The following is a 20,740-nucleotide window of genomic DNA, read 5'->3' on the forward strand; positions in this document are numbered from 1 at the left end:
GGAGGGAATACCGGCATGCTCAAAAGGACCCTACCCAAAATTCGCAAATTGCTGGCTGGCTACATTCAAGTCCGGCTAACCTGGTATTTCTTAATCATTTTACTTCCGCTGGCTGGCTTTAGTCTGTTTGCCATTGCCAAATCGCAATCCATACTGGAAGTGCAAACGGGAGAACGAACTCAGGGTGCTTTGCATACAATGACTGACTATCTTGATCTAACCCTGCAAAACATTGAACAGCTTTCCTCCTTGATTGCGTTTGATTCGAACATGAATACAACGCTGCAATCTGTCGGACAGGAGCCGGAAAAGCAGTCGTTCGTTCACTTTGCTCAAGTGATGGATCAGATCACAAGCATGACGACCGTTAATTTGATCGTGGATCAAATTTCAATCATTCATATGCCTTCGCGTACAGTCATTTCTACGAAGTTCGGCGGAGGCAAGCTGCCCGAGGGAGCTGAGAAGCAGGAATGGTATCAACGTTTAATGGAGGCTAACGGGGGGACGATTTTTTTTACACCGCAGGATGGTGAATCGTACTTCGATGCGGACAGTGTTCATCTGATACGAACGATGGACCCTTACAACCGTACGCTGATTAATCCTAATTTACTCGTACTTTCCGTTAAAAAGAGTGCGCTAATCGAGTTGGCTAAGCCACTCTTACCCTCACCTAATGCCAACATCTATTTGTTTGATAATGATGGGAGATCGATTGCCGGCACAGGCGGCAGTGTGAAGTCCCAAGATTGGGGCAACGCGGAAAAGGTAAGGACGATAAGGATGTCCCCGCAGACAGGTACGGAGATGGTGAACATCAGCGTAAAGTCGAAATTATCCGGTTGGTCGCTGATGATGGAGCAGCCTTTGTGGGAAATACGACAACATACAGACTCGTTGAAAATATTTTCCTATGGGATCTTGGTTGTTAGCATTCTACTCGCGATTTGGACATCCTGGATCATTTATCGAGGCATATCTGCCCCGCTGCGGAAACTGGCCTATGGTATGAAGCAGCTTCGTACAGGTAATTTCACGATACAACTGGAAGATACGCGCGTGGATGAACTTGGCTATGTGATCGAATCCTTCAATCGAATGGCTGAAAACCAGAAAACATTGATACGCGATCACTACGAGAAACAGCTCCTGTTATCCAAAATGGAATTGAAATTTTTGCAATCTCAAATTAATCCGCATTTCCTTTACAATACATTGGATTCCATCTACTGGACAGCTAAAAACTATGAAGCCGATGAAATCAGTGAAATGGTGTTGAATCTGTCGAAATTTTTTAGGCTGAGCCTGAACAAAGGAAATGAAACGTTCTCGGTAAAAGAGACGATCGAGCATCTGAAATATTATATCAAGGTGCAGCAGCTGCGATTTTTGGATCATTTTACGGTACGCTACGACATTGCTGAGGAAAGCGCACACTACCATGTGCTGAAGCTTCTGCTGCAGCCATTGGTGGAAAATGCGGTGCTGCACGGCTTGGAGAAACAGAGTACAGGCGGGGAACTCGCCATTACTACGTATCTAGATGGACCGCAGCTTGTCATTGAAGTGTCTGATAATGGGGTAGGTGTAAGTGACGAGAAGCTCCATTACATTTGCAGTAAGTTGGAAGAAGCTTCGCTGCTAGCGAATGAAGGGTTTTCTACGGATTTTAAAAAAGAGAAGGATCTGTTCGGCCTGCGTAATGTTGTTATGCGTATGAAAATGTACTATGGACAGGATGCACAATTTCTTTTCGAGAGTGGTTATCACATGGGGACTCGGATCACGCTCCGTTTGCCGATTGAGATGTGTGAAGCAGCACTTGCGGAGAAGGGGAAGTAACGTAGGTTTGAGGCCCATGCAGTGTGCATGGGTCTGTTCTATTTACTCCCTTTCTGATATCACCAACTCATCAACTACGGTTTCTATATTGTTTTGGAGTTACCCCCGCATGTTTCTTGAATACCTTCACGAAATGGGCTTGATCATAGAAAGTTAGTCTTGCACAAATGGTTGAAATCGAGTCATTCGTATGGTCGAGCAACTTCTTTGACTCTTCGATTCTTTCTTTCTGGATGTAATTCGTTAAGGACAATCCGGTTTCTTTTTTGAACAATTGGGATAAATAACTTGCGTTGAGTCCTGACAATACAGCAAGCTGCTGTAGCGGTATTTCTTCGAACAGATGAAGATAGATATATTCTTTGCAGATTTGTACCGGTTTGGAAGATCTATTTTTACGTACCTGGTCAACGCGATCTACGAAATCTACAATGGCTCCGAACGCGGCTGCTTGGATCAACGCTAATTCATTTAATTCTTCGATGTGCTGAATGTGCAATTCGCTGAGTGTAGAGGCTAATTCCTCATTCAATCCTCCTTCTACGGCAGCATGACTGCTTAGTGCAATTCCACCAATCGCTAGATTTTTGATGCTTCGAATGTAGCTTCTTTTGGACTGCCCCTCTGTGTGGCTGGTGTCGTTCGTAACATTGGCTAACATGCGCATTAATTCGGTTTTATCCCCATTACTGATTAGAGCCATCATGTGATTAGCATCCTCCATGCCCTCATGAAAGATAGAGAACTCTCGGCGTTCTGCAAGCGCAAGCTCGTTCTCTTTCTGTTGATGAGCCACCCCATATTTCAAGCTAGATTGGAAAACGTCCGTAATTTCCAGAACTTCCTGATTGATCATCCAGTTTGTTGACACACAGATGTGAAGGAATTGGAGACGATTCATAAAAGGAAGGTTGCGCCAATATACCAGCCATTTTGAACGCTCTTCGTTTGGAATGCCATAATCGTTTAAAAGTGTGGTACACAGCGGATCATTTAGTTTTTGATGCGTGGTTGGTCCGATCATGATGACGGCCTGACGATGACCGTTACGGTTTACTGGCACAAGGATGAACTGCTCCATGAAGTTGGTTTCATGAAGAACCGGACCCTGCTGGTCCTTTTCTTGTCTGACCACAGAACGAAAGAGCTCGTATGGATCCGAATAGATCGGATGATTGGCCATCCCGGTCATCCAGATCGATTCCTCTTGTAAGTCCGAATCCATCCTGCAGAAAACCGGAAGTTGTATACTTTCATGAACCAACTTACATAAATAAGACAAATGGGGGAAATCACTCATAGTGGACATCATAGTCGTCTCAATTCTGTACAAATTTTCTACATATCATACCATATTTTGATGAGGATGTATGGCATAATGCAGTTGTAAGTGCTTACACGTAGAATTCACTGGGGGGATAGCATGACATCTATGGAGGGGGTATCGCAACTGGCCGCCAATGAGAATGAAGATTCAAAACTCAAATTAAGTGAGAAATTTGCCCTGGTTATCGGGAACGCTCCGAATACGATTCATTACCAAATTATTCAGGTTTATTTGTTATTTTTCTACACGGACTTTATGAAAATTAATCCAGCGTTCATTGCCGGATTATTTCTAGTTGTTCGTATCGTTGATGCTGTAGCTGCGCCATTTTTTGGAGCGATGATGGATAAGATCACTACCCCGTGGGGGAAATACACCCCCTGGTTTATTATTTTAGGCGTCCCTTTTGGTATTTTCGGATGGTTAACATTCACCGTGCCTGATTTAAGTTCAACAGGGAAGCTAGTCTATGCCGTTGTCACCTATACGATTTACAGTATTTTCTCCTCGATTATCACGATACCAGGCAATGCAGCCATACCGACTGTTACGAAAAGAGTTGACGAAAGAATATCAATTGGTCAATTAAGCTTTCTTTTTATACTTGTTGGAGCAGTAATCGTCCAAGTTGGTACAGTTCCTATCTACAAAGCTTTAGGCGGAGGAAATGATGCGAAAGGTTTCTCTTTGTTTATGGCAGTGGCAGCTGTCATTACGATCGTAGTCGCCATTTTTCAATGGATGAAAGTGAAGGAAAGATACGTAGTAGAAACTAAGAATGAAGAGAAGAAACCTTCCGTCAAACAAATGATAGGAGCTACCTTTACCAATAAAGCGGCTGTCATTGTCTATGTGTTTTTGTTCGGAAATGCCTTATCTGCAGGAATTCGGGCGGGTGTCCAAATCCACTTTTATAAATACTTTTTCGGAAATGAAAGTTTAATGGCCATTATGGGAATCGTTTCGTTGATTCCAACGCTGATTGGTGTAGCCTTCAGTCAACCGATTATTAAGCGTTTTGGGTTAAAAACAACCGTTTTGGCCGGTGTATTCGTTAATTTGGTTACATGTCCCATTATGTTATTCATTCCAGCCAATCAGACAGGGCTCATCATTCATATCGTTATAACGGTAATTACTTGTGTCGTTGGCGGATTTGGTAGCCCTGCACAAGGGGCTATGATGCCGGCTGCAATCGATTATACCGAATGGAAGACGGGACTAAAGCTGAATGGATTTATGAGCTCCTTTAATGGGTTTGTCCAAACGCTTGCCACGGCACTTTCAGGTGCGATTGCCGCTGGTGCACTAAGCTTAATCGGATATGTGCCTGGCATAGAGCAAAGCAGTTCAACGTTATTCGGACTAAGGTTAATTATCGGTGTCCTCCCTGCACTATTTGGAGCGCTTTGCATATCGGTGATTTGGTTCGATCTGACCGAAGAAAAACAAGTCCAAATCGCAAGGGACCTGGAAGCTAGAAGGAAGGAAGCCAATGTTGACGATCCCATTCTTTGGATAGAAGAGATGCACGATAAGAAGGTCACAATTTGAATCTGGAGGAACATCTATGTCCATGCAAGAAACTAATAATGAAAATGCACAAGCCCGCTGTAATGGGTTACATGACGCTCAGTTCCAACAACCATATGTGGACGTTGATGAGTGGCGAAATGAGCCTGAGCGCCATCGGTATATTCACGGTGGTTTCGAAGGGAACGACACGAAATTTTCGTTTTATTTCCCATCTAAAGAGGGATATGAGGGACGCTTTTTTCAACCTGTCTACCCTGTACAAGGAAGTGAAAATGCTGCTCAAAGCCAGACCGAGGGCGTGGATAACAAAATTGGCTTTGCCATTTCTAACGGCGCCTATTTGGTAGAAACGAATATGGGCGGAATGTCCCCTGACGCTACGCTCGTTTATCGCGCTAGTGCTGCTGTAGCCCAATATTCGCGGGTAAAGGCAGCGGAGTTATACGGTCCGCATCGCCCTTACGGTTATATCTACGGTGGGAGCGGCGGTGGATATAAGACAATAAGCTTCATGGAGAACACGACAGGCGTATGGGACGGCGCGGTACCCTTTGTGATTGGAACGCCTATGGCTATTCCTAATGTATTTACGGCTCGCGTACACGCTATGCGGATTCTCAAGGATAAGTTTCCTGCGATCATTGACGCGCTGGAGCCCGGTGGAAGCGGGGACATGTATGCTGGATTGAATGAGGAAGAGCGGAATGCGCTTGAAGAAGTGACCAGACTAGGATTCCCGCCGAAGGCGTGGTTTGCTTACAAAGAAATCGGCGATGGCGCGCTAACCGTACTCGCACCTGCTGTCATGCAGATGGATACGACCTTTTTCGAGGATTTTTGGAAGCTTCCTGGCTATCTTGGTACCGACCCGGAAAGTTCAGCAGCGCGAGCGCGACTTAGATTCAAGAGCGTGATCACGGAGGTTATACGACCGCAGAAACAAGGAGCTGCACATGATAAATCGGTGAATATGGGCGTAGACGAAGCTTGGAAAATGCTGACGGAAACTGAAGGGAATGTACCTTCCTTCCGCTTAGATAGCGTACCAACAGGTGAAGTATATGTGGATGGTGCTTTTATCCACGTTATGAGTGGTGAGGCCGCAGGTGAGAAAATTCCTTTAGGTCAACTAAACGGGGACATCGTTACGATTGGATCTGCCTTTGGTTTTTTCCCATCTGCTCAAAGTTTGGGTAAAATTAAGCCAGGTGATGAAATCCTACTGGATAACTCGGATTATCTTGCTATCCAAACCTATCATCGGCATCAGGTTCCGACCCGTGATTATCAGGTATGGGATCAGTTTCGGGATGACAACGGCGAGCCATTGTATCCGCAACGGGCTTTCTTAGTTGGCCCTATCATTGCTAACGGAGGAGCAGGCTCGATTCAAAGCGGGCGTTATGAAGGGAAGATGATTGTTGTTCAGACGTTGATGGACGAGAGCGCATTCCCTTGGCAAGCCGACTGGTATCGTACCAAAGTGAAAGAGGCGCTTGGTGATGCATTAGATGACCAGTTTAGACTTTGGTTCGTGGATCATGCCTTGCACGTGGATAACAGTTCAAACAATTCGCTGGATGGACTTCATATCGTAAGCTATATCCCGGCTCTCCATCAGGCGCTTCGCGATCTGAGCGCGTGGGTAGAAAGAGGGATAACCCCACCAGCCAGCACTAGTTACGAAGTTGTGGATGGTCAGGTTGTGGTACCGAGCAGTGCTGCTGAACGCAAGGGCATTCAGCCCATCATTTCCTTGAAGGTCGGCGGCAGTGAACGCGCTGAAATTTCCATAGGCCAAGCAGTTTCATTCAAAGCTGAGGTAGAAGCTCCGCCAAGTACGGGGAAGATCGTAGCTGCACATTGGGATTTCGAAGGGGAAGCTACGTTTCCTGTCGAGGCGGTCATCAGTTACGTCAACGAAGAGGGTTCGGAAGCAATTATAGAAGCGACCTATGTGTTTACGAAACCTGGTACCTACTTTCCCGTATTGCGTGCGGCGTCAAATCGAGAAGGAAACAGCGATAACTTATATACGCAAGTGTTGAATATAGGCCGAGTACGTGTTGTGGTCAAATAAGTATGTTTAAGGAAGAGGAGCAGTTGCGATTGCAGCTGCTCCTCTTCTTTGTTGTAGTAGCAGTCAAGGTAGATTCAAATATCAACACGACTCATTGAATGACAAATCATAGAATTTACATTCTCTTAACGTAATCATTACACTCCATTGACCCTTGCAACTTGGCATCAAGTTAGACTAAGTCCATAGTGTTCTACCGCACTGAATCTATTCCATTCATTTTGGAGGTAATTATGAAAGTAGAATTACACTGTCATACAAGATTGTCCGATGGTTCTTATACATTTGAAGAAGTGCTGGATCTGGCTGTTCAGGAACAGGTCAGTCATCTGGCAATCACGAACCATGATACGACACAAGATCTCAGTTCGATGGTTATCAAAGGGTTAGAACGAGGCATTGACATCATTCCGGGCATTGAAATTTCTGCCTATGATTTTAGACGGAACCGACGAATTCATATTCTTGGATATTATATAGAGCCTGGACATGCTTCGCTGGAAAGGTTATGCAGTCCGCTGCTGGAGATGCGTCATGAAGGGTGCCGCACTGCCGTTGATCGACTTATTGAAGCAGGCTACGCGATCACATGGGAGCAAGTGCTGAAGTATGCAGAAGGCGGTACCGGCGTGTACAAACAACACATTATGCATGCGTTAATCGATGAGGGATATACAAGCTCTATCTATGGAGATCTATATAAAGAATTGTTCTCACGCGGTCAAAATGGCGAGCAACAGGGTATAGCTTACATTCCCACAAGATATGTCGATGCAGGAGATGCGATTCGTGCCATTCTAGAAGCAGGCGGCGTGCCGGTGCTCGCTCATCCGGGACAGTATCGGAGTTTCGAGGCTGTGCCAGAGCTGGTTGACGCGGGTCTGCAAGGCATCGAAGTGTGGCATCCGCTGCACGGGCCAGAAGATGAAGTAAAAGCGCGAGATTTTGCCGACATGTACAAGTTGGTGATGACAGGCGGGTCCGATTTTCATGGCTTTTATGGAGAAAAAGTAGTTGCCCTTGGCAGCAAAAGCCCAGGTTTAGACACGGTGCAGCTCATTCAGGCACGTAAACAAGGGTTACAGCGCAGCCCAAAGGAGCCTTACTCCCTATGAAATCCATTCATCAAACACATCCTCATTTACCGTTATCGGCCGAGCCGCGCATTCATGAAAGCAGTTTGATTTTTAACAGCTTTGCGGGGGAGTGGACCTCCATTGGACCGACCAATAGAATGCTTGAATCCAGCATAGGAGATTACAGTTATACGATGGACGATGTGACGATCAATTATGCAGAGATAGGCAAATTCACGTCGATTGCCTCTCATGTTTGCATCAATCCGGTTGATCATCCTATGGACCGAGTGTCCCAGCATCATATGACATACCGCATCTCGGAATACGGCTTCGCAGATACAGATGATGCAGAATTTTTTGACTGGCGCAGAGGTAACCGTGTGACTATAGGCCATGATGTTTGGATTGGGCACGGAGCCATTGTCATGAAAGGTGTCCAAATCGGAACCGGCGCTGTTGTAGGCTCAGGTGCTGTTGTCACGAAAGATGTAGAGCCCTACACAATCGTGGTTGGTGTGGCGGCGAGGCCGATCAAAGCCCGCTTTCCCAAAGAGATCTGTGAGGCATTGCTGCAGATTGCTTGGTGGGATTGGCCGCGTGAATGGTTAGAGGAAAGATTTCATGAACTGAACGATGTGAATGCTTTCGTCAAAAAATACGGCTGAATGCAGCCTCGGAGGTAATAGACATGACAGAAGAAATGGATATCATCGACTTTCTTACAACTGCGATTCAATCGGGCAAGTATGAGTCTGACGATAAATTGCCTTCTGAGAATGAGCTTGCCGACCGCTTCAAAGTCCCTAGAATCACTGCACGCAAAGCCTACGAGCGCTTGCAGGAGCTAGGTTATATCTATTCTCAGCAAGGTAAAGGGAGCTTCGTGCGGGATCGCAATCTGCGTATTCCTCTCGTGCTATCCGGTAATGTTAGTTTTAGCCAAAAAATGGTTGATTTGGGGTATAGCTATCAATCTAAGAATATATTTTGTGAACCTATTCTGTTTAATAATAAAATTTACGAAACCTTACAAGCGGACGAACATGACATCGTCTATCAAATTGGGAGACTGCGGATCGTAAATGGACAGCCGATTGCGATTCACATCTCCTATGTGAGGGCAGCTATGTTCCCGGATATACGGTATGAGGGAAAAGATGTGACGTCCATGTTTCATTATTATAAAAGCAAGGGATATCGCGACTTTCAGTCTAAGCAGACCATTTTAAGCGTAACGTTCCCATCTAAGTTCGAGAGAAATCTATTGGCTTGCTCCAGCCTCATTCCTCTCTTGGTGCTCGAATCTGGATGTATGGACGGAAAAACGGGACATACGTTGGAATGCAGTAAAATCATGTATCGTGGAGATTGCTTCTCCTATGAAATATAAATTTACGTAATCTTAACAGCCGCTAGCCTGGCAACAAGATAGAGTGAACTTCGAAGAGAAACAACACCATCTAGAGTAAGGAGGTTCATGCATGAAACGTAAGCAAAGAACAGAGATCCTCATAAATGGCTCGCCAGATATCGCCAGTTCTTTATCACGTGAAATAACGAGCCGGTATCCCGTTGCGGTGATCGAAGAGCCGAATCACGGATTGGTCATGGTCAAAGTGAGAGAGACAGCTCAGAAAAGTCTGTTTTATTTGGGCGAAGTGCTTGTGACGGAATGCAAGCTTCAGATTGAAGGAGCCATTGGTGTCGGCATAGTCAAAGGCGATGATCCGGATAAAGCCTACGACTTGGCTGTCATCGATGCAGCCTATGCAGCTGATCTGAATGAGACGAAAGAATGGACGGTCATCCTTCTAAGGGAAAGTGATCAGATCGCTGCTGAACGTGCGGCTTATCATGCGAAAGTCTTGCAGACCAAAGTCGATTTCGAAACGATGGACACGGATTGAAAGGAGAGACACATCATGAGTTTAGATCTCATTCACGATATACAAAGTGCATATAGAAAATTGATCGATTCGCTCTCGAGACCAGGAACCGTATCGGATCTCTCAGCAGAAGCGGGGAAGTTAGGAATGGATCAAGGCTGCTTGCCTTCAACGCAGGTTTTGGCCGCGATGCTGCTAGATCCGGAAGTATCTTTCACAGTATTCTCAGAACGCAAAGCGCAAGTGACACATGTGTTTAAGCAAATGAGTTATGCCAGAGAAGTGGATGCGAGCGAAGCTGATTTTATTTTTGTGCTAGGCGATGCCCCATCAGAAGATCTGACGCGTGCGCTAGAAATTGCAAAAATCGGAGATCTGCAAGATCCACATTTCTCCGCAACGCTGATTATAGAGACAGAGAGTTTAAGTAACGGAACGAAGCTGCGGTTATCTGGACCTGGCATTCAGTCCTCATCTAACGCCAAAGTGACTATCAACGATGCTTGGCTGGATATTCGGGCAGCTCGGAATTGTGAATATCCGCTAGGGTTGGACATCATTTTCGTAGATGCAGCACATCGTCTTCTGGCTTTGCCGAGAACCACACAGGTTCTGGTTGAGGAGGTTAGCTAATGGGTTATGTAGCAGTCAAGGGTGGCACACATGCCATAGAAGAATCGTTGAAGCGCATGCAGTTCGAAAGAGTTAAGAGCGGCAAATTTCTCGACGTGGATACCATCGAAGCCGGAATGAGAGGGCTTATTGATCAAGTTATGTCGGAAAGCAGCTTTTACAACGAGCAGTTAGCGGCGCTAGCTATTAAACAGGCGGAAGGCAACCCAGAAGAAGCTGTGTTTCTGTTACGGGCTTATCGCTCAACGCTTCCAAGGAAGCACTACTCCTTAACCGTCCGTCCGGAGAAGATGCGCTGCGAAAGAAGGATTTCGGCTTCCTTCAAGGATATTCCCGGCGGGCAGATTCTAGGGGCTTCTGCAGATTACTCTCATCGCATGTTAGACTTCGAGCTCATGGATGAGAAGGAAGATCATGTAAGTAGCTGGTTACAGGCGTTTAATACCGAGCACGAGACGGATGACATTCAGGTGACAGAAGAACGCATGCCTAAAGTACTGGATTATCTTCGCAGAGAGGGATTAATTCCGGAGTGTCCCATCAATTCGACTGAACCTGACGATGTCACACGAACAAGTCTGACGTTCCCAGCCAGTCGTAGTGAGAAATTGCAAATATTGACCAGAGGTCAAACGGGAGCCGTCACTTCCCTAGCCTATGCTGTCATCAGGGGTTACGGCATGGTTCACCCGACGGTTGGCGAACTGCGCGTAGGGCATATTCCCGTCTATGTAGACAGTCCGCTACAACCATCGCAAGACGAAGAAGATGCGTACTTTATTGGTGAAATCAAGGTCTCCGAGGTTGAAATGCTCGTACCAGCAACTGTGGAGAAGGAGAATGGTCATAAAGAACTTCAATTAGCATTCGGCTACGGACTTTGTTTCGGGCAGAATGAAACGAAGGCGATTGCCATGAGCATTTTGGATAAAAGCCTTGAAGGCGGAAATAAAAGCATACCTACGCAGAATGAAGAATTCGTTCTGTATCATATTGATTCGGTGGAAGCCACTGGATTTATCTCACACTTGAAAATGCCACACTACGTCACGTTCCAATCCAAGCTGAACGATGTACGCAAAACAAGGCAGAACCATTCAGCGCAAGCTGAGAAGGAGTAGCGCCTATGCAAATGCAATATAATTTCGCTTTTTTAGATGAAGGCTCCAAACGAGAAATCAGACGGGCAACGCTGAAAGCTATTGCCATTCCAGGTTATCAAGTGCCATTCGCTTCCCGTGAGATGCCCATTGGGCGCGGTTGGGGAACGGGTGGACTGCAATTAACGCTATCCCTGATTGGGAAATTAGATCGGCTCAAGGTGATTGACCAAGGCTCCGACGAATCCGTGAACGCAGTCAGCATGAAGAAGCTGATTACGAAGACGACCGGCGTCGTCACAGTGGATCATACGGAGGAAGCGACGCTAATTCAGTCCCGCCACCGTGTACCCGAAATCCCTCTGAACGCAGGTCAAATAATCGTTCTTCAGGTTCCAATGCCCGAGCCGCTTCGCATGTATGAATCCAGTGAGCGGGAAACGAAACGACTGCATGGCGAAAAGGAATATAGCGGAGCGTGGCTGATGCTATTTGAACAGATTATGAAATACCGCAGTGTTTCCACAGGCGCAGACCATCCGGTGATGGTACATGATCGCTATGTCATGGCACCTAGTCCCATCCCGAAATTCGACAATCCGAAATTGAACAGCTCTGAAGCCTTAATTTTACTTGGAGCGGGACGTGAAAAAAAGATTTACGCCGTTCCGCCATATACCCAAGTCATTTCCTTGGCTTTCGATGATGTTCCGTTTGAACCGGAATCCTTCGCGGATACAAGCTGCAAGCTGTGCGGTGCTCAACATGTGTTTATGGATGAGCTCTACGATACGGAAGAAGACGTTATTTACTATCAGTGCAACGATACAAGCTATTGTTTAAGCAGAATGAATCAGCAGTCTTCTTAATGAGGTGAAGTGAAATGGGAGAATCAACGGCCCCGATCTTACGTGTGAACCAATTAAACAAGCAATTTGGCACAGGCTGCCGTCAATGTAATGAAGTGGGATCCCGCCAATTGGATAAAAATTATTGCACAGCATGCGGTACGGTGCATGCCTGCCAGCAGATTTCATTTGACTTATATCCAGGTGAAGTCCTGGGTATTGTAGGTGAAAGCGGAAGCGGTAAGTCAACGCTGATGAGATGTCTTTATTTTGATCAAGAAGTAACGAATGGCGAGGCATTTCTTACCCCGTATAAGGATGGGAGCAGCAACTTATTTGAAGAATCGTCGCAACAGCAACGCTATATCCGTAACCATCTTATGGGCAAAGTGTACCAAAATCCAGTAATGGGGCTTCGGATGGACTTTTCCTCCATCGGTAATATTGCGGAGAAGATGATTGCTGCTGGAAACAGGCATGTGGCGGCGATGGAATCACGTGGCAGCGAGCTGCTGGAAAAGGTTCATATTCCGCTTCATCGAATGAAGGAAGCTCCGAAAAACTTCTCAGGCGGCATGCAGCAGCGTGTACAAATCGCAAAAGCGATGTCGAACAATCCACCAATTCTGTTGTTAGATGAAGTCACAACCGGACTTGATTTATCTGTGCAAGCGAATGTTCTAGATTTGATTAAGCATCTGCAAAGGGAGCTGAATATTAGCATCGTGCTGGTGTCTCATGATCTTGGCGTCATCCGCATGCTCGCAGACCGTACGATGGTGATGCTTGATGGTCAGATTGTCGAACAGGGCTTGACGGATCAAATTCTCGAAGACCCACAGCACGCTTATACGCAACAACTCGTACATTCGATGCTTTAGCAGCGAAATAACAGGAGGAATCCATTCATGTATATAATAACGAACGGCATTATTATTACGGAAGAAGCATTATTAGAGGGCTTCGACCTTATTGTTGAGCAGGATCGCATTAGCAAGATTGTTCCAAAAGGATCGTTTATCCCAGAGGCAAATACTGAAATTTTGGATGCCAATGGTGGATATGTCACCCCAGGACTCATTGATATCCATTCCGATTATATTGAGCATATGACAGCGCCAAGGCCGACTTCGCTCATTGATTTCCGTCTAAGCTTGCGTGAAACAGAGAAGGAATTGATCGGGCATGGGATTACAACCATGTTCCACTCCTTATCCATTTTCAAATCCGTCGATTATAAATATCGTCCGATTCGTGAGCCTGAGAATGTGCGCAAGCTAGTGGATCTCATCGATCAAACGCACACAAGTATGCATTTGGTTCGTCATAGGTTTCATGCCCGATTCGAGATTGATAATCTAGACGAAATCGAAAGCTTGAAACAATACATCAATGAGGATAAGGTTCACCTTCTTTCCTTTATGGACCATACACCAGGTCAAGGGCAATACAGGGATTTGGAAATGTACAAGAAGACAATTCGCGGGTATGAGGATGTTACGGACGAGAACGTAGAGATCATCATCGCGAATCACCAGTCAAAACCGAAAATGACCATCGATGCTGTGCGTGAAATCGCAGAGATGGCCAAAGCCAGAAACATTGCCGTGGCTTCGCATGATGACGATTCGGTTGAGAAGCTGGATTTGGTTAAAAGCTTCGGCACAACCATCAGTGAATTCCCTATTACACTCGAGATTGCCCGCAAAGCGAAGGAGAAAGGCCTCTACACGATTGCAGGCGCGCCGAACGTTATATTGGGAGGCTCCCATAGTGGAAACCTGTCCGCATCGGAAGCTGTTCAAGACGGTTCCATCGATATTCTATGCAGCGACTACTATCCGGCTGCGATGCTTCATGCCGTCTTTCAGTTAGCCAGCCAGTACAATAAAAGCTTGGTTGATATGTTTAAGCTCGTCACGTTAAATCCAGCGAAAGCTGTCAATATGGATGATAATTTAGGCTCAATAAGGGAAGGCAAAAAGGCTGATCTTCTCATTATCGAACGGCTTGAGCCGGACGATTTCCCTGTCATTACAGCGGTGATGGTCGATGGTAAGCTGATTCAGAAAACGAATTATAGAACCTAATGGAGGTGATGGCATGGATAGCCTCTTGTCAATCGAACAGTTGTCCAAATCGTTCACACTGCACAACTTGAATAAGCATATTAGTGCGGTTGAAGATGTAAGCCTTCATCTGAAAGAAGGCGAGTTTGTAGGTATTACTGGGAAAAGCGGCAGCGGTAAATCGACGGTATTGAGATGCATTTATCGGACGTATTTACCTCAATCAGGAAGCATTTGGTATCAGTCGCAGCGCTTTGGACGTATCGATCTGGTAACAGCTCCGGAACGTACGATCATCGAATTGCGAAAGTTTGAAATCGGGTATGTTTCTCAATTCCTAAATGTGATGCCGAGAACGACGGCCAGAGAACTGGTTCGTCATGCCATTGTCGAGATGGGCCACGATGTCGCCTATGCGGAGAAGGAAACCGTCAACATGCTGGAGCATTTTGAATTGGACCGAAGCCTGTGGGACAGCTATCCGGGCACGTTCTCAGGCGGCGAAAAGCTCCGTCTAAACATCGCAAGAGCGATGGTCAAGCGGCCAAGATTGCTGCTTTTGGATGAGCCGACAGCAAGTCTAGATCACGGCTCCAAACTGAAAGTGAAAGTGCTCATCGAACAGCTGATGAAAGAAGGCACGACGATGTTAGGCATTTTTCATGATCTGGCATTCATGGAGAATTTGTGCACACGGGAGTATCAAATAAGGGACGGCAGATTTCATGTCGCAGAGAAGCAATCCAACCTGACAACCATTTAAATCTGTCCTTACAGTCCGTTGATATAAAAGCTTTACGAAGATTGTCACCAAAATCGCTTTGAAAATCGGGAGGGAATTGTCAAATGAAGAAAGTGTTGGCACTTGTTATTTCATTAACTCTTACTGCTGTAATCGCTGGATGTGCATCGAAAGCTGGAGATGCTGAACAGGCAGCTGCACCCGTCAAAACCAAGGATACGATCACGATCGCCTGGTACCCGAACGAATCCGGAGCAGACTTGAAAGATGCCCGTGACGAGCTCGGCAAAGTGATTGAAAAGGCAACTGGTAAAAAAGTAGAGCATAAAACAACGACAGACTATATTATCGCGATTGAAGCGATAGCGAGCGGTAGTGCAGATATCGCTTACATGGGACCTCAAGGCTACATTGAAGCGAATGCCAAGAATAAAAAGGTACAGCCGTTAGTGGTACCAAGCGGTGAGTCAGGAACACTGGATGATGCCGTTTATTACAGTTGGCTTAACGTAAGAAAGGGCGAAGAAGAGGCTTACAAGAGCGGAGGCAGCTTCTCGATCGACAATATCGTGGGCAAGAAATTCTCCTTCGTGTCCAATTCTTCGACATCTGGATTCAAAGTGCCTTCCACAGGGATCGTCAGCTATTTCAGCAAAAAGGACAAATACAAGAATCTGACGGTGGATGACCTTGTTCAAGGCGGCAAGGACAAGTTTTTCAATGAGGTGTTGTTTGGCGGATCACATCAGGGCGCGGCAGTCAACCTGTTGACTGGCAAAGCAGATGTTGCAGCATTCTGTGATACCTGTGTATCCAACTATGTCGAGCTATCCTCAGGAACAGCGAATAAGCCTGGAGCGGTTTATAAGGTAAAACAAGGTGCGGCTGAGCCCTTCAATACACTTATCGGTAAAGAATTCTCACTGATTTCGGTTACCCCGGTTCTGAACTCACCCTTTGCAATCAACACAAACACAGTTAGTGCAGATGACGTGAAAAAATTGAAAGATGTTTTCACATCCGATGCTGTGACGAACAATCCGAAGATTATTCTGCCTAAGGATTCTAAAGATACAGGCTTGTTCAAGCAAAAAACAGGTAAAGAGAAATTCCTAACCGTCGATGATGCCTGGTTCAACCCGGTCAGAGAGCTATCCAAGTAATAGTGCTCGTCTATTCATTTACCCAACGAACCAACAAATCTACCTAATTAACAAAGGGAGTTAACGATGACAACGTTATTGGAATTCAAGCAGGTATCGAAGCAGTATGGCGCGGATACAAGAGCGTTAACCCATGTTAACTTCGCTGTGAAAGAAGGAGAGTTCGTTTCGATCATCGGGCCTTCAGGAGCGGGGAAATCTACGCTGCTTCGCTGTATTAACCGGATGATTGAAGCAAGCAGCGGAGAGATTTTTTTTGATGGAGCCGAAGTCATGGGGTTAAAAAAAAGCGAGCTAAAGCAGCTGAGAACGCGGATTGGTATGATTTTTCAGCATTATAATTTGGTTAACCGTCTGAGCGTTATCGAAAATGTTTTACATGGACGGCTCGGTTATAAGTCTACGCTGGCTGGTGTGTTTGGCTTGTATTCCGAAGAGGAAAAGAGACAGGCCTACACGATCCTGCAGATGTTAGGTATGGAAGAGCAGATTTACAAACGCTGTGATCAGTTAAGCGGGGGGCAGAAGCAGCGAGTAGGGATCGCTAGAGCGCTGATTCAGAATCCCAAAATGCTGCTTTGCGATGAACCCATTGCTTCTTTGGATCCGAATGCTTCCAAAATTATTATGGAGCATTTGCGCAGTATTTGTACCAAGATGGGGATTACTGTTATTGTCAATTTGCATCAAGTGGATGTGGCGCTTACATATTCTGACCGCATCATTGGTGTGAATAACGGTACGATCGTCTATGATGGTCATCCAGCAGGCGTGAAAACGGAGCAACTTAGCATGGTCTATGGCTCTGAGCTACATGAGGTCATGGCGGGTGAGGGAGATCGGTATGCAGGCTAATTATTTCGCCAAAAAACGAATGAATGCCTTGCTGTACGGCGCCTTGCTCATGCTAATAACTGTAGTAGCTATCATCATTACGGAGTATGATGTGATCAAAGGGTTTACTTCGATTCCAAAAGCAGTCGAATGGACGATTCAGAATTTCTACCCCACGGAGAAAGCGATGAAGAAGCTTCCGACAATTATTGACTCACTGATTGAAACAGTGCTTGTTTCTATTGCAGCGACAACCGTTGCTTCTGTCTTCGCTCTCTTGTTTGCCATTCTGGGCTCTCATACAACGGGTGTAGGCGGCGTGATTAGTATGATTAGTCGTTTCATTGCAACCATATTCCGAAACATTGATGTTGCAGCATGGTCGATGATTCTGCTGTTTTCTTTCGGACAAAGCGTGATGACGGGATATTTTGCCCTCTTCTTCGGCTCTTTCGGATTTCTGACCCGCGCATTTATCGAATCCATCGACGAAGTAAGCAACAGTTCCGTTGAGGCATTAAGAGCGACTGGCGCCTCTTATTTCTCCATCATTTTTCAATCTGTCATTCCGTCAAGTCTGCCACAACTGCTTAGTTGGATCTTGTTTATGGTGGAAACGAACATTCGCCAAGCGACATTGATTGGGATTTTGACAGGAACGGGCATTGGATTTCTGTTTAGCTTGTATTACAAAGGTCTGAATTACAGTGCCGCTTCCTTGGTTGTATGCGTGATTGTCGTGGCGATCATGTTGATCGAAGTGATCTCCAATTACGTAAGGAGGGTGATTCTGTAATGGAATTCCAAAAGCTTGACAGAACTCCTCCACGTATGAAGTCAAAGCCATTTAATAAGGAAACGCTTGTTATACAGCTTACTTTTGCTGTACTAGTGTCGCTAACCATTTACGGTTTTGCTACTTTTGAGTATAAGGATATTTCGTTTTTCGAAGGTATCCGTGCAACCGCGGTTACGATTCGAACGATGTTCTTCGATCCTCATTTTAAGCATTTTACATTTGGAGAAGCCCTTATTCAGATCGTAATCACGTTGGGGCTGGCCTTTCTTACCACCTTATTTGGAGCTATTATTGCGTTATTTCTGGCTTTATTTGCGGCGAGAAATCTATCTACGGGGATCATATCCACAGTAATTAAAGGGGCAGTAACTTTCATCCGATCTGTTCCTACTGTGCTTTGGGTGCTCATATTCGCTGTGGCAGCCGGATTGGGCAGTGTTGCAGCGGTCATCGGGATGACGTTTCATTCGGTGAGCTACTTAGTTAAAGCCTATTCGGAGTCATTCGAAGAGTTGGATAAGGGCGTGATTGAGGCGTTGAAAGCGAGTGGAGCGAACTGGTGGCAGATCGTGTTTCAGGCGGTCATCCCTTCCTCGATGACGTATTTGATCTCATGGACGTTTATGCGCTTCGAGATTAACTTCGCCGTGGCCGTCGCTATGGGAGCCGCTGCCGGTGCGGGTGGTATCGGGTTCGATATGTTTATGGCTACTGGGTTCTATTATGACATTAGAGAAATCGGAATTATTACGTATTTCATCCTTTTCTTCGCGATTCTGCTTGAAGTATTGGCGACAAGGATTAAGAAGAAGCTTAGAGCGAAGGTTTAAGATGGTTGGAAGTTCAAAGGAGTTAAGCAGGTAGTATCTGCTTAGCTCCTTTTTTACCACATAAGAATTTATAAGTTTCCCATACACGGAAGAACAATTAACAATCACTAAGCTTCCTTAATAATCTGGAAATTTGGCTTCACTTTCGTGAAATTCGGGTTCTCTCCGCTGACCATGAGTCCCATTCCCCAGTCAAAATGCTCTTGTGTGGTTGGGAAATCACTCGCCTCTCGGTACTGGAAGAGGACATTTCTACGCGTTCTCGTACTTTTATTCGAGGCAGAGCCATGAATGGTTAAATAGTTGAAAAATAATACATCGCCGGCCTCAGCTTCACAAGGGGTCCCCACATGGATCGGATACTCCTTATGATTCAGGTAATGGGTGCCAACATGCGGTAAGCTGCCCGCGCGGTGTGAGCCAGGGATAACACGCAAACAGCCGTTTTCCTCATCGGCACGATCCAAATGAACACTCGCCGCGAGCATCGTATGCTTCTCATGCGGGAAATATGGATAATCCTGATGCATCGGGAAGGCTGCGCCATTCTCAGGAGGCTTAACCAACATTTTCGAATGGTGCAACTGAACATTAGGTCCAATGATTTGTTGTAACACTGCGACCATGTTCGGATGAATAACGGCTCTCATGAAAGCTGAATCATGATAATGGACATCATGAAAGCCTTTGAGAACAAGTTTCTTTAACTCTTCAGCAGGTAAAAAATCACCTTGCCAAGCATCATTTCTATCGACTTTCGCGTGTGCTGCCCGAACAATAATGTTCTCAACAGCTGCTCGCATCTCCGCAACCTCTGCCTCATTGAAGACACCCTTTACGAGTAAATAGCCATTTTCTTTGTAAAAATCAACATCCGAATTGAGTATCATAGATTCTGCCTCCCATTAGTTATTGTGTATTTAACCTTTTTCTATCTATAATTATAGGAGGTTGCGCGAATGAAATCTTTTTCAACAAAGGACATTGTTTTGCACAATAAGGCCAAAATGGTTATGAAGGTGATGCTCTTGTATTTATTTAAGGAAACGCTTGCATTGTGGAATGAAGCGTTAACGGTTGTTCGAGGCGAAGAGGCCGTCTTCAAGGTACATTACTGGGGTGCTGAACCATGTTTGTACGATAATCAGCCCCATAAGCATTCATTTTTCGAAATCTGTTATGTATTGGACGGGGAGGGGCAGTATTCGGAGGACGCTATTGTCTATCCATTGCGAGCAGGGACACTTTTTTGCTCGAGGCCTGGAATTGTACATCAAATTCGTACGGATCAAGGACTAAACATTGTATATGTGGCCTTTGAAATCGATGAGAATGCAAGTGAAGAGGGGATGCGTGAGGCTTTCAATGAATTAGCCCTACAGGGAGATACTGTGCGATATGAGGCAGAAAACCTGCCTACGGTCCAGTTATGGCGATCGCTATTGATCAGAGAAGGGCAAGGGAGTCTCCCTTCTGCGGCTGTTCATCCCGTGGCTTATGCTTTACTTATTTCATTTCTAGCTGCGTTCGGAACACTGACGAAGGCACCAGTGATTCGTCACTCCACGACGCAAGTCTTAATGCGACGTGCGAAGCTTTATATTCGGGACAACCTTTCGCAAGCCCTTCTGCTTAAAGATGTAGCGACGTACTTGAGCGTATCCGAGCGTCATCTCTCACGATTATTCTCGGAGGGAGTCTATGAAAGCTTTACTAATTTTATCCGTGGTGAACGTATTGGGCAGGCGGCTCATCTTTTACTAAACAGCGATTTGGCGATCAAAGAAATTGCTGAAATGACGGGATTTTCTTCGGTTCATTATTTTACACGTACATTCCTGAAGGAAAAAAAAGTTCCACCAGGTCGATTCCGGCAAAAAGAGAAGCGGTAGAACGAATAAAAGTGCAAAGCTAGCGGCCTTATTGATAAATACGGATCCGAAAGTTTGATTTATAATCAACCTATCAC

Annotated in this window: 20 protein-coding genes; 18 read left to right on the top strand and 2 right to left on the bottom strand. The window is 45.6% G+C overall.

Annotated elements, in window-relative coordinates; all coding sequences use genetic code 11:
• The first annotated feature begins 15 nt into the window (after window positions 1-15).
• Window positions 16-1,845 carry a cache domain-containing sensor histidine kinase gene (locus tag A8709_RS25250; protein WP_065857364.1) on the top strand — a complete coding sequence of 610 codons (1,830 nt, stop codon included), beginning with the start codon at window positions 16-18 and terminating at the stop codon, window positions 1,843-1,845.
• A gap of 70 nt (window positions 1,846-1,915) precedes the next feature.
• Here the strand turns inward: A8709_RS25250 and A8709_RS25255 are convergent, their stop codons facing one another.
• Window positions 1,916-3,070 carry a helix-turn-helix domain-containing protein gene (locus A8709_RS25255; RefSeq protein WP_167357164.1) on the bottom strand — a complete coding sequence of 385 codons (1,155 nt, stop codon included), beginning with the start codon at window positions 3,068-3,070 and terminating at the stop codon, window positions 1,916-1,918.
• Between the two features lie 198 nt (window positions 3,071-3,268).
• Here A8709_RS25255 and A8709_RS25260 point away from each other — a divergent pair, with 198 nt between their 5' ends.
• The 16 genes from A8709_RS25260 (at window position 3,269) to A8709_RS25335 (ending at window position 18,771) form a co-directional block, all read left to right on the top strand.
• Window positions 3,269-4,726, top strand: coding sequence for an MFS transporter (locus tag A8709_RS25260; protein ID WP_065856338.1), 1,458 nt, complete (start codon window positions 3,269-3,271; stop codon window positions 4,724-4,726).
• A 16-nt stretch (window positions 4,727-4,742) separates the two neighbouring features.
• Window positions 4,743-6,788, top strand: a complete 2,046-nt coding sequence (locus A8709_RS25265; protein WP_208607742.1) for a Tat pathway signal sequence domain protein — start codon at window positions 4,743-4,745, stop codon at window positions 6,786-6,788.
• 233 nt (window positions 6,789-7,021) lie between these two features.
• Window positions 7,022-7,903, top strand: coding sequence for a PHP domain-containing protein (locus A8709_RS25270; RefSeq protein ID WP_065856340.1), 882 nt, complete (start codon window positions 7,022-7,024; stop codon window positions 7,901-7,903).
• Window positions 7,900-8,532 (top strand): DapH/DapD/GlmU-related protein, encoded by a 633-nt coding sequence (locus tag A8709_RS25275; RefSeq protein WP_065856342.1) that lies wholly within the window; start codon window positions 7,900-7,902, stop codon window positions 8,530-8,532. Before A8709_RS25270 ends, A8709_RS25275 begins: the two co-directional genes overlap by 4 nt.
• Window positions 8,533-8,555: 23 nt before the next feature.
• The gene (locus A8709_RS25280) at window positions 8,556-9,257 is read left to right on the top strand and encodes a GntR family transcriptional regulator (protein ID WP_065856344.1); all 702 of its coding nucleotides are present in this window, start codon (window positions 8,556-8,558) and stop codon (window positions 9,255-9,257) included.
• A gap of 91 nt (window positions 9,258-9,348) precedes the next feature.
• Window positions 9,349-9,774, top strand: coding sequence for a phosphonate C-P lyase system protein PhnG (gene phnG / locus A8709_RS25285; RefSeq protein WP_065856345.1), 426 nt, complete (start codon window positions 9,349-9,351; stop codon window positions 9,772-9,774).
• Window positions 9,775-9,789: 15 nt separating this feature from the next.
• Window positions 9,790-10,386, top strand: coding sequence for a phosphonate C-P lyase system protein PhnH (gene phnH, locus A8709_RS25290; RefSeq protein ID WP_065856347.1), 597 nt, complete (start codon window positions 9,790-9,792; stop codon window positions 10,384-10,386).
• A complete protein-coding gene (locus A8709_RS25295; protein WP_065856349.1) occupies window positions 10,386-11,507 on the top strand; it encodes a carbon-phosphorus lyase complex subunit PhnI in 1,122 nt (373 codons plus the stop codon). Before phnH ends, A8709_RS25295 begins: the two co-directional genes overlap by 1 nt.
• A gap of 5 nt (window positions 11,508-11,512) precedes the next feature.
• On the top strand, window positions 11,513-12,355 hold the full coding sequence (locus tag A8709_RS25300) for an alpha-D-ribose 1-methylphosphonate 5-phosphate C-P-lyase PhnJ (RefSeq protein WP_065856351.1): 843 nt from the start codon (window positions 11,513-11,515) through the stop codon (window positions 12,353-12,355).
• Window positions 12,356-12,369: 14 nt separating this feature from the next.
• The gene (locus A8709_RS25305) at window positions 12,370-13,215 is read left to right on the top strand and encodes an ATP-binding cassette domain-containing protein (RefSeq protein WP_065856353.1); all 846 of its coding nucleotides are present in this window, start codon (window positions 12,370-12,372) and stop codon (window positions 13,213-13,215) included.
• Between the two features lie 27 nt (window positions 13,216-13,242).
• Window positions 13,243-14,424 carry a phosphonate metabolism protein PhnM gene (gene phnM, locus A8709_RS25310; RefSeq protein WP_065856355.1) on the top strand — a complete coding sequence of 394 codons (1,182 nt, stop codon included), beginning with the start codon at window positions 13,243-13,245 and terminating at the stop codon, window positions 14,422-14,424.
• A gap of 13 nt (window positions 14,425-14,437) precedes the next feature.
• Window positions 14,438-15,166: a phosphonate C-P lyase system protein PhnL gene (locus A8709_RS25315; protein ID WP_065856357.1), complete on the top strand. Its 729-nt coding sequence runs from the start codon at window positions 14,438-14,440 to the stop codon at window positions 15,164-15,166.
• 83 nt (window positions 15,167-15,249) lie between these two features.
• On the top strand, window positions 15,250-16,308 hold the full coding sequence (locus A8709_RS25320) for a phosphate/phosphite/phosphonate ABC transporter substrate-binding protein (RefSeq protein WP_065856359.1): 1,059 nt from the start codon (window positions 15,250-15,252) through the stop codon (window positions 16,306-16,308).
• A 66-nt stretch (window positions 16,309-16,374) separates the two neighbouring features.
• The gene (gene phnC, locus A8709_RS25325) at window positions 16,375-17,163 is read left to right on the top strand and encodes a phosphonate ABC transporter ATP-binding protein (protein ID WP_065856361.1); all 789 of its coding nucleotides are present in this window, start codon (window positions 16,375-16,377) and stop codon (window positions 17,161-17,163) included.
• The gene (locus tag A8709_RS25330) at window positions 17,153-17,938 is read left to right on the top strand and encodes a PhnE/PtxC family ABC transporter permease (protein ID WP_065856363.1); all 786 of its coding nucleotides are present in this window, start codon (window positions 17,153-17,155) and stop codon (window positions 17,936-17,938) included. The genes phnC and A8709_RS25330 overlap by 11 nt, the downstream gene beginning before the upstream one ends.
• Window positions 17,938-18,771: a PhnE/PtxC family ABC transporter permease gene (locus A8709_RS25335; RefSeq protein ID WP_065856365.1), complete on the top strand. Its 834-nt coding sequence runs from the start codon at window positions 17,938-17,940 to the stop codon at window positions 18,769-18,771. Before A8709_RS25330 ends, A8709_RS25335 begins: the two co-directional genes overlap by 1 nt.
• 107 nt (window positions 18,772-18,878) lie before the next feature.
• Here the strand turns inward: A8709_RS25335 and A8709_RS25340 are convergent, their stop codons facing one another.
• Window positions 18,879-19,661, bottom strand: a complete 783-nt coding sequence (locus tag A8709_RS25340) for a phytanoyl-CoA dioxygenase family protein (RefSeq protein WP_065856367.1) — start codon at window positions 19,659-19,661, stop codon at window positions 18,879-18,881.
• Window positions 19,662-19,730: 69 nt separating this feature from the next.
• Between A8709_RS25340 and A8709_RS25345 the strand changes: the two genes are divergently transcribed.
• Window positions 19,731-20,663 (top strand): AraC family transcriptional regulator, encoded by a 933-nt coding sequence (locus A8709_RS25345; protein WP_141692651.1) that lies wholly within the window; start codon window positions 19,731-19,733, stop codon window positions 20,661-20,663.
• Window positions 20,664-20,740 lie beyond the last annotated feature (77 nt).

It is taken from the genome of Paenibacillus pectinilyticus, from assembly GCF_001700435.1.
Lineage (GTDB): Bacteria > Bacillota > Bacilli > Paenibacillales > NBRC-103111 > Paenibacillus_E > Paenibacillus_E pectinilyticus.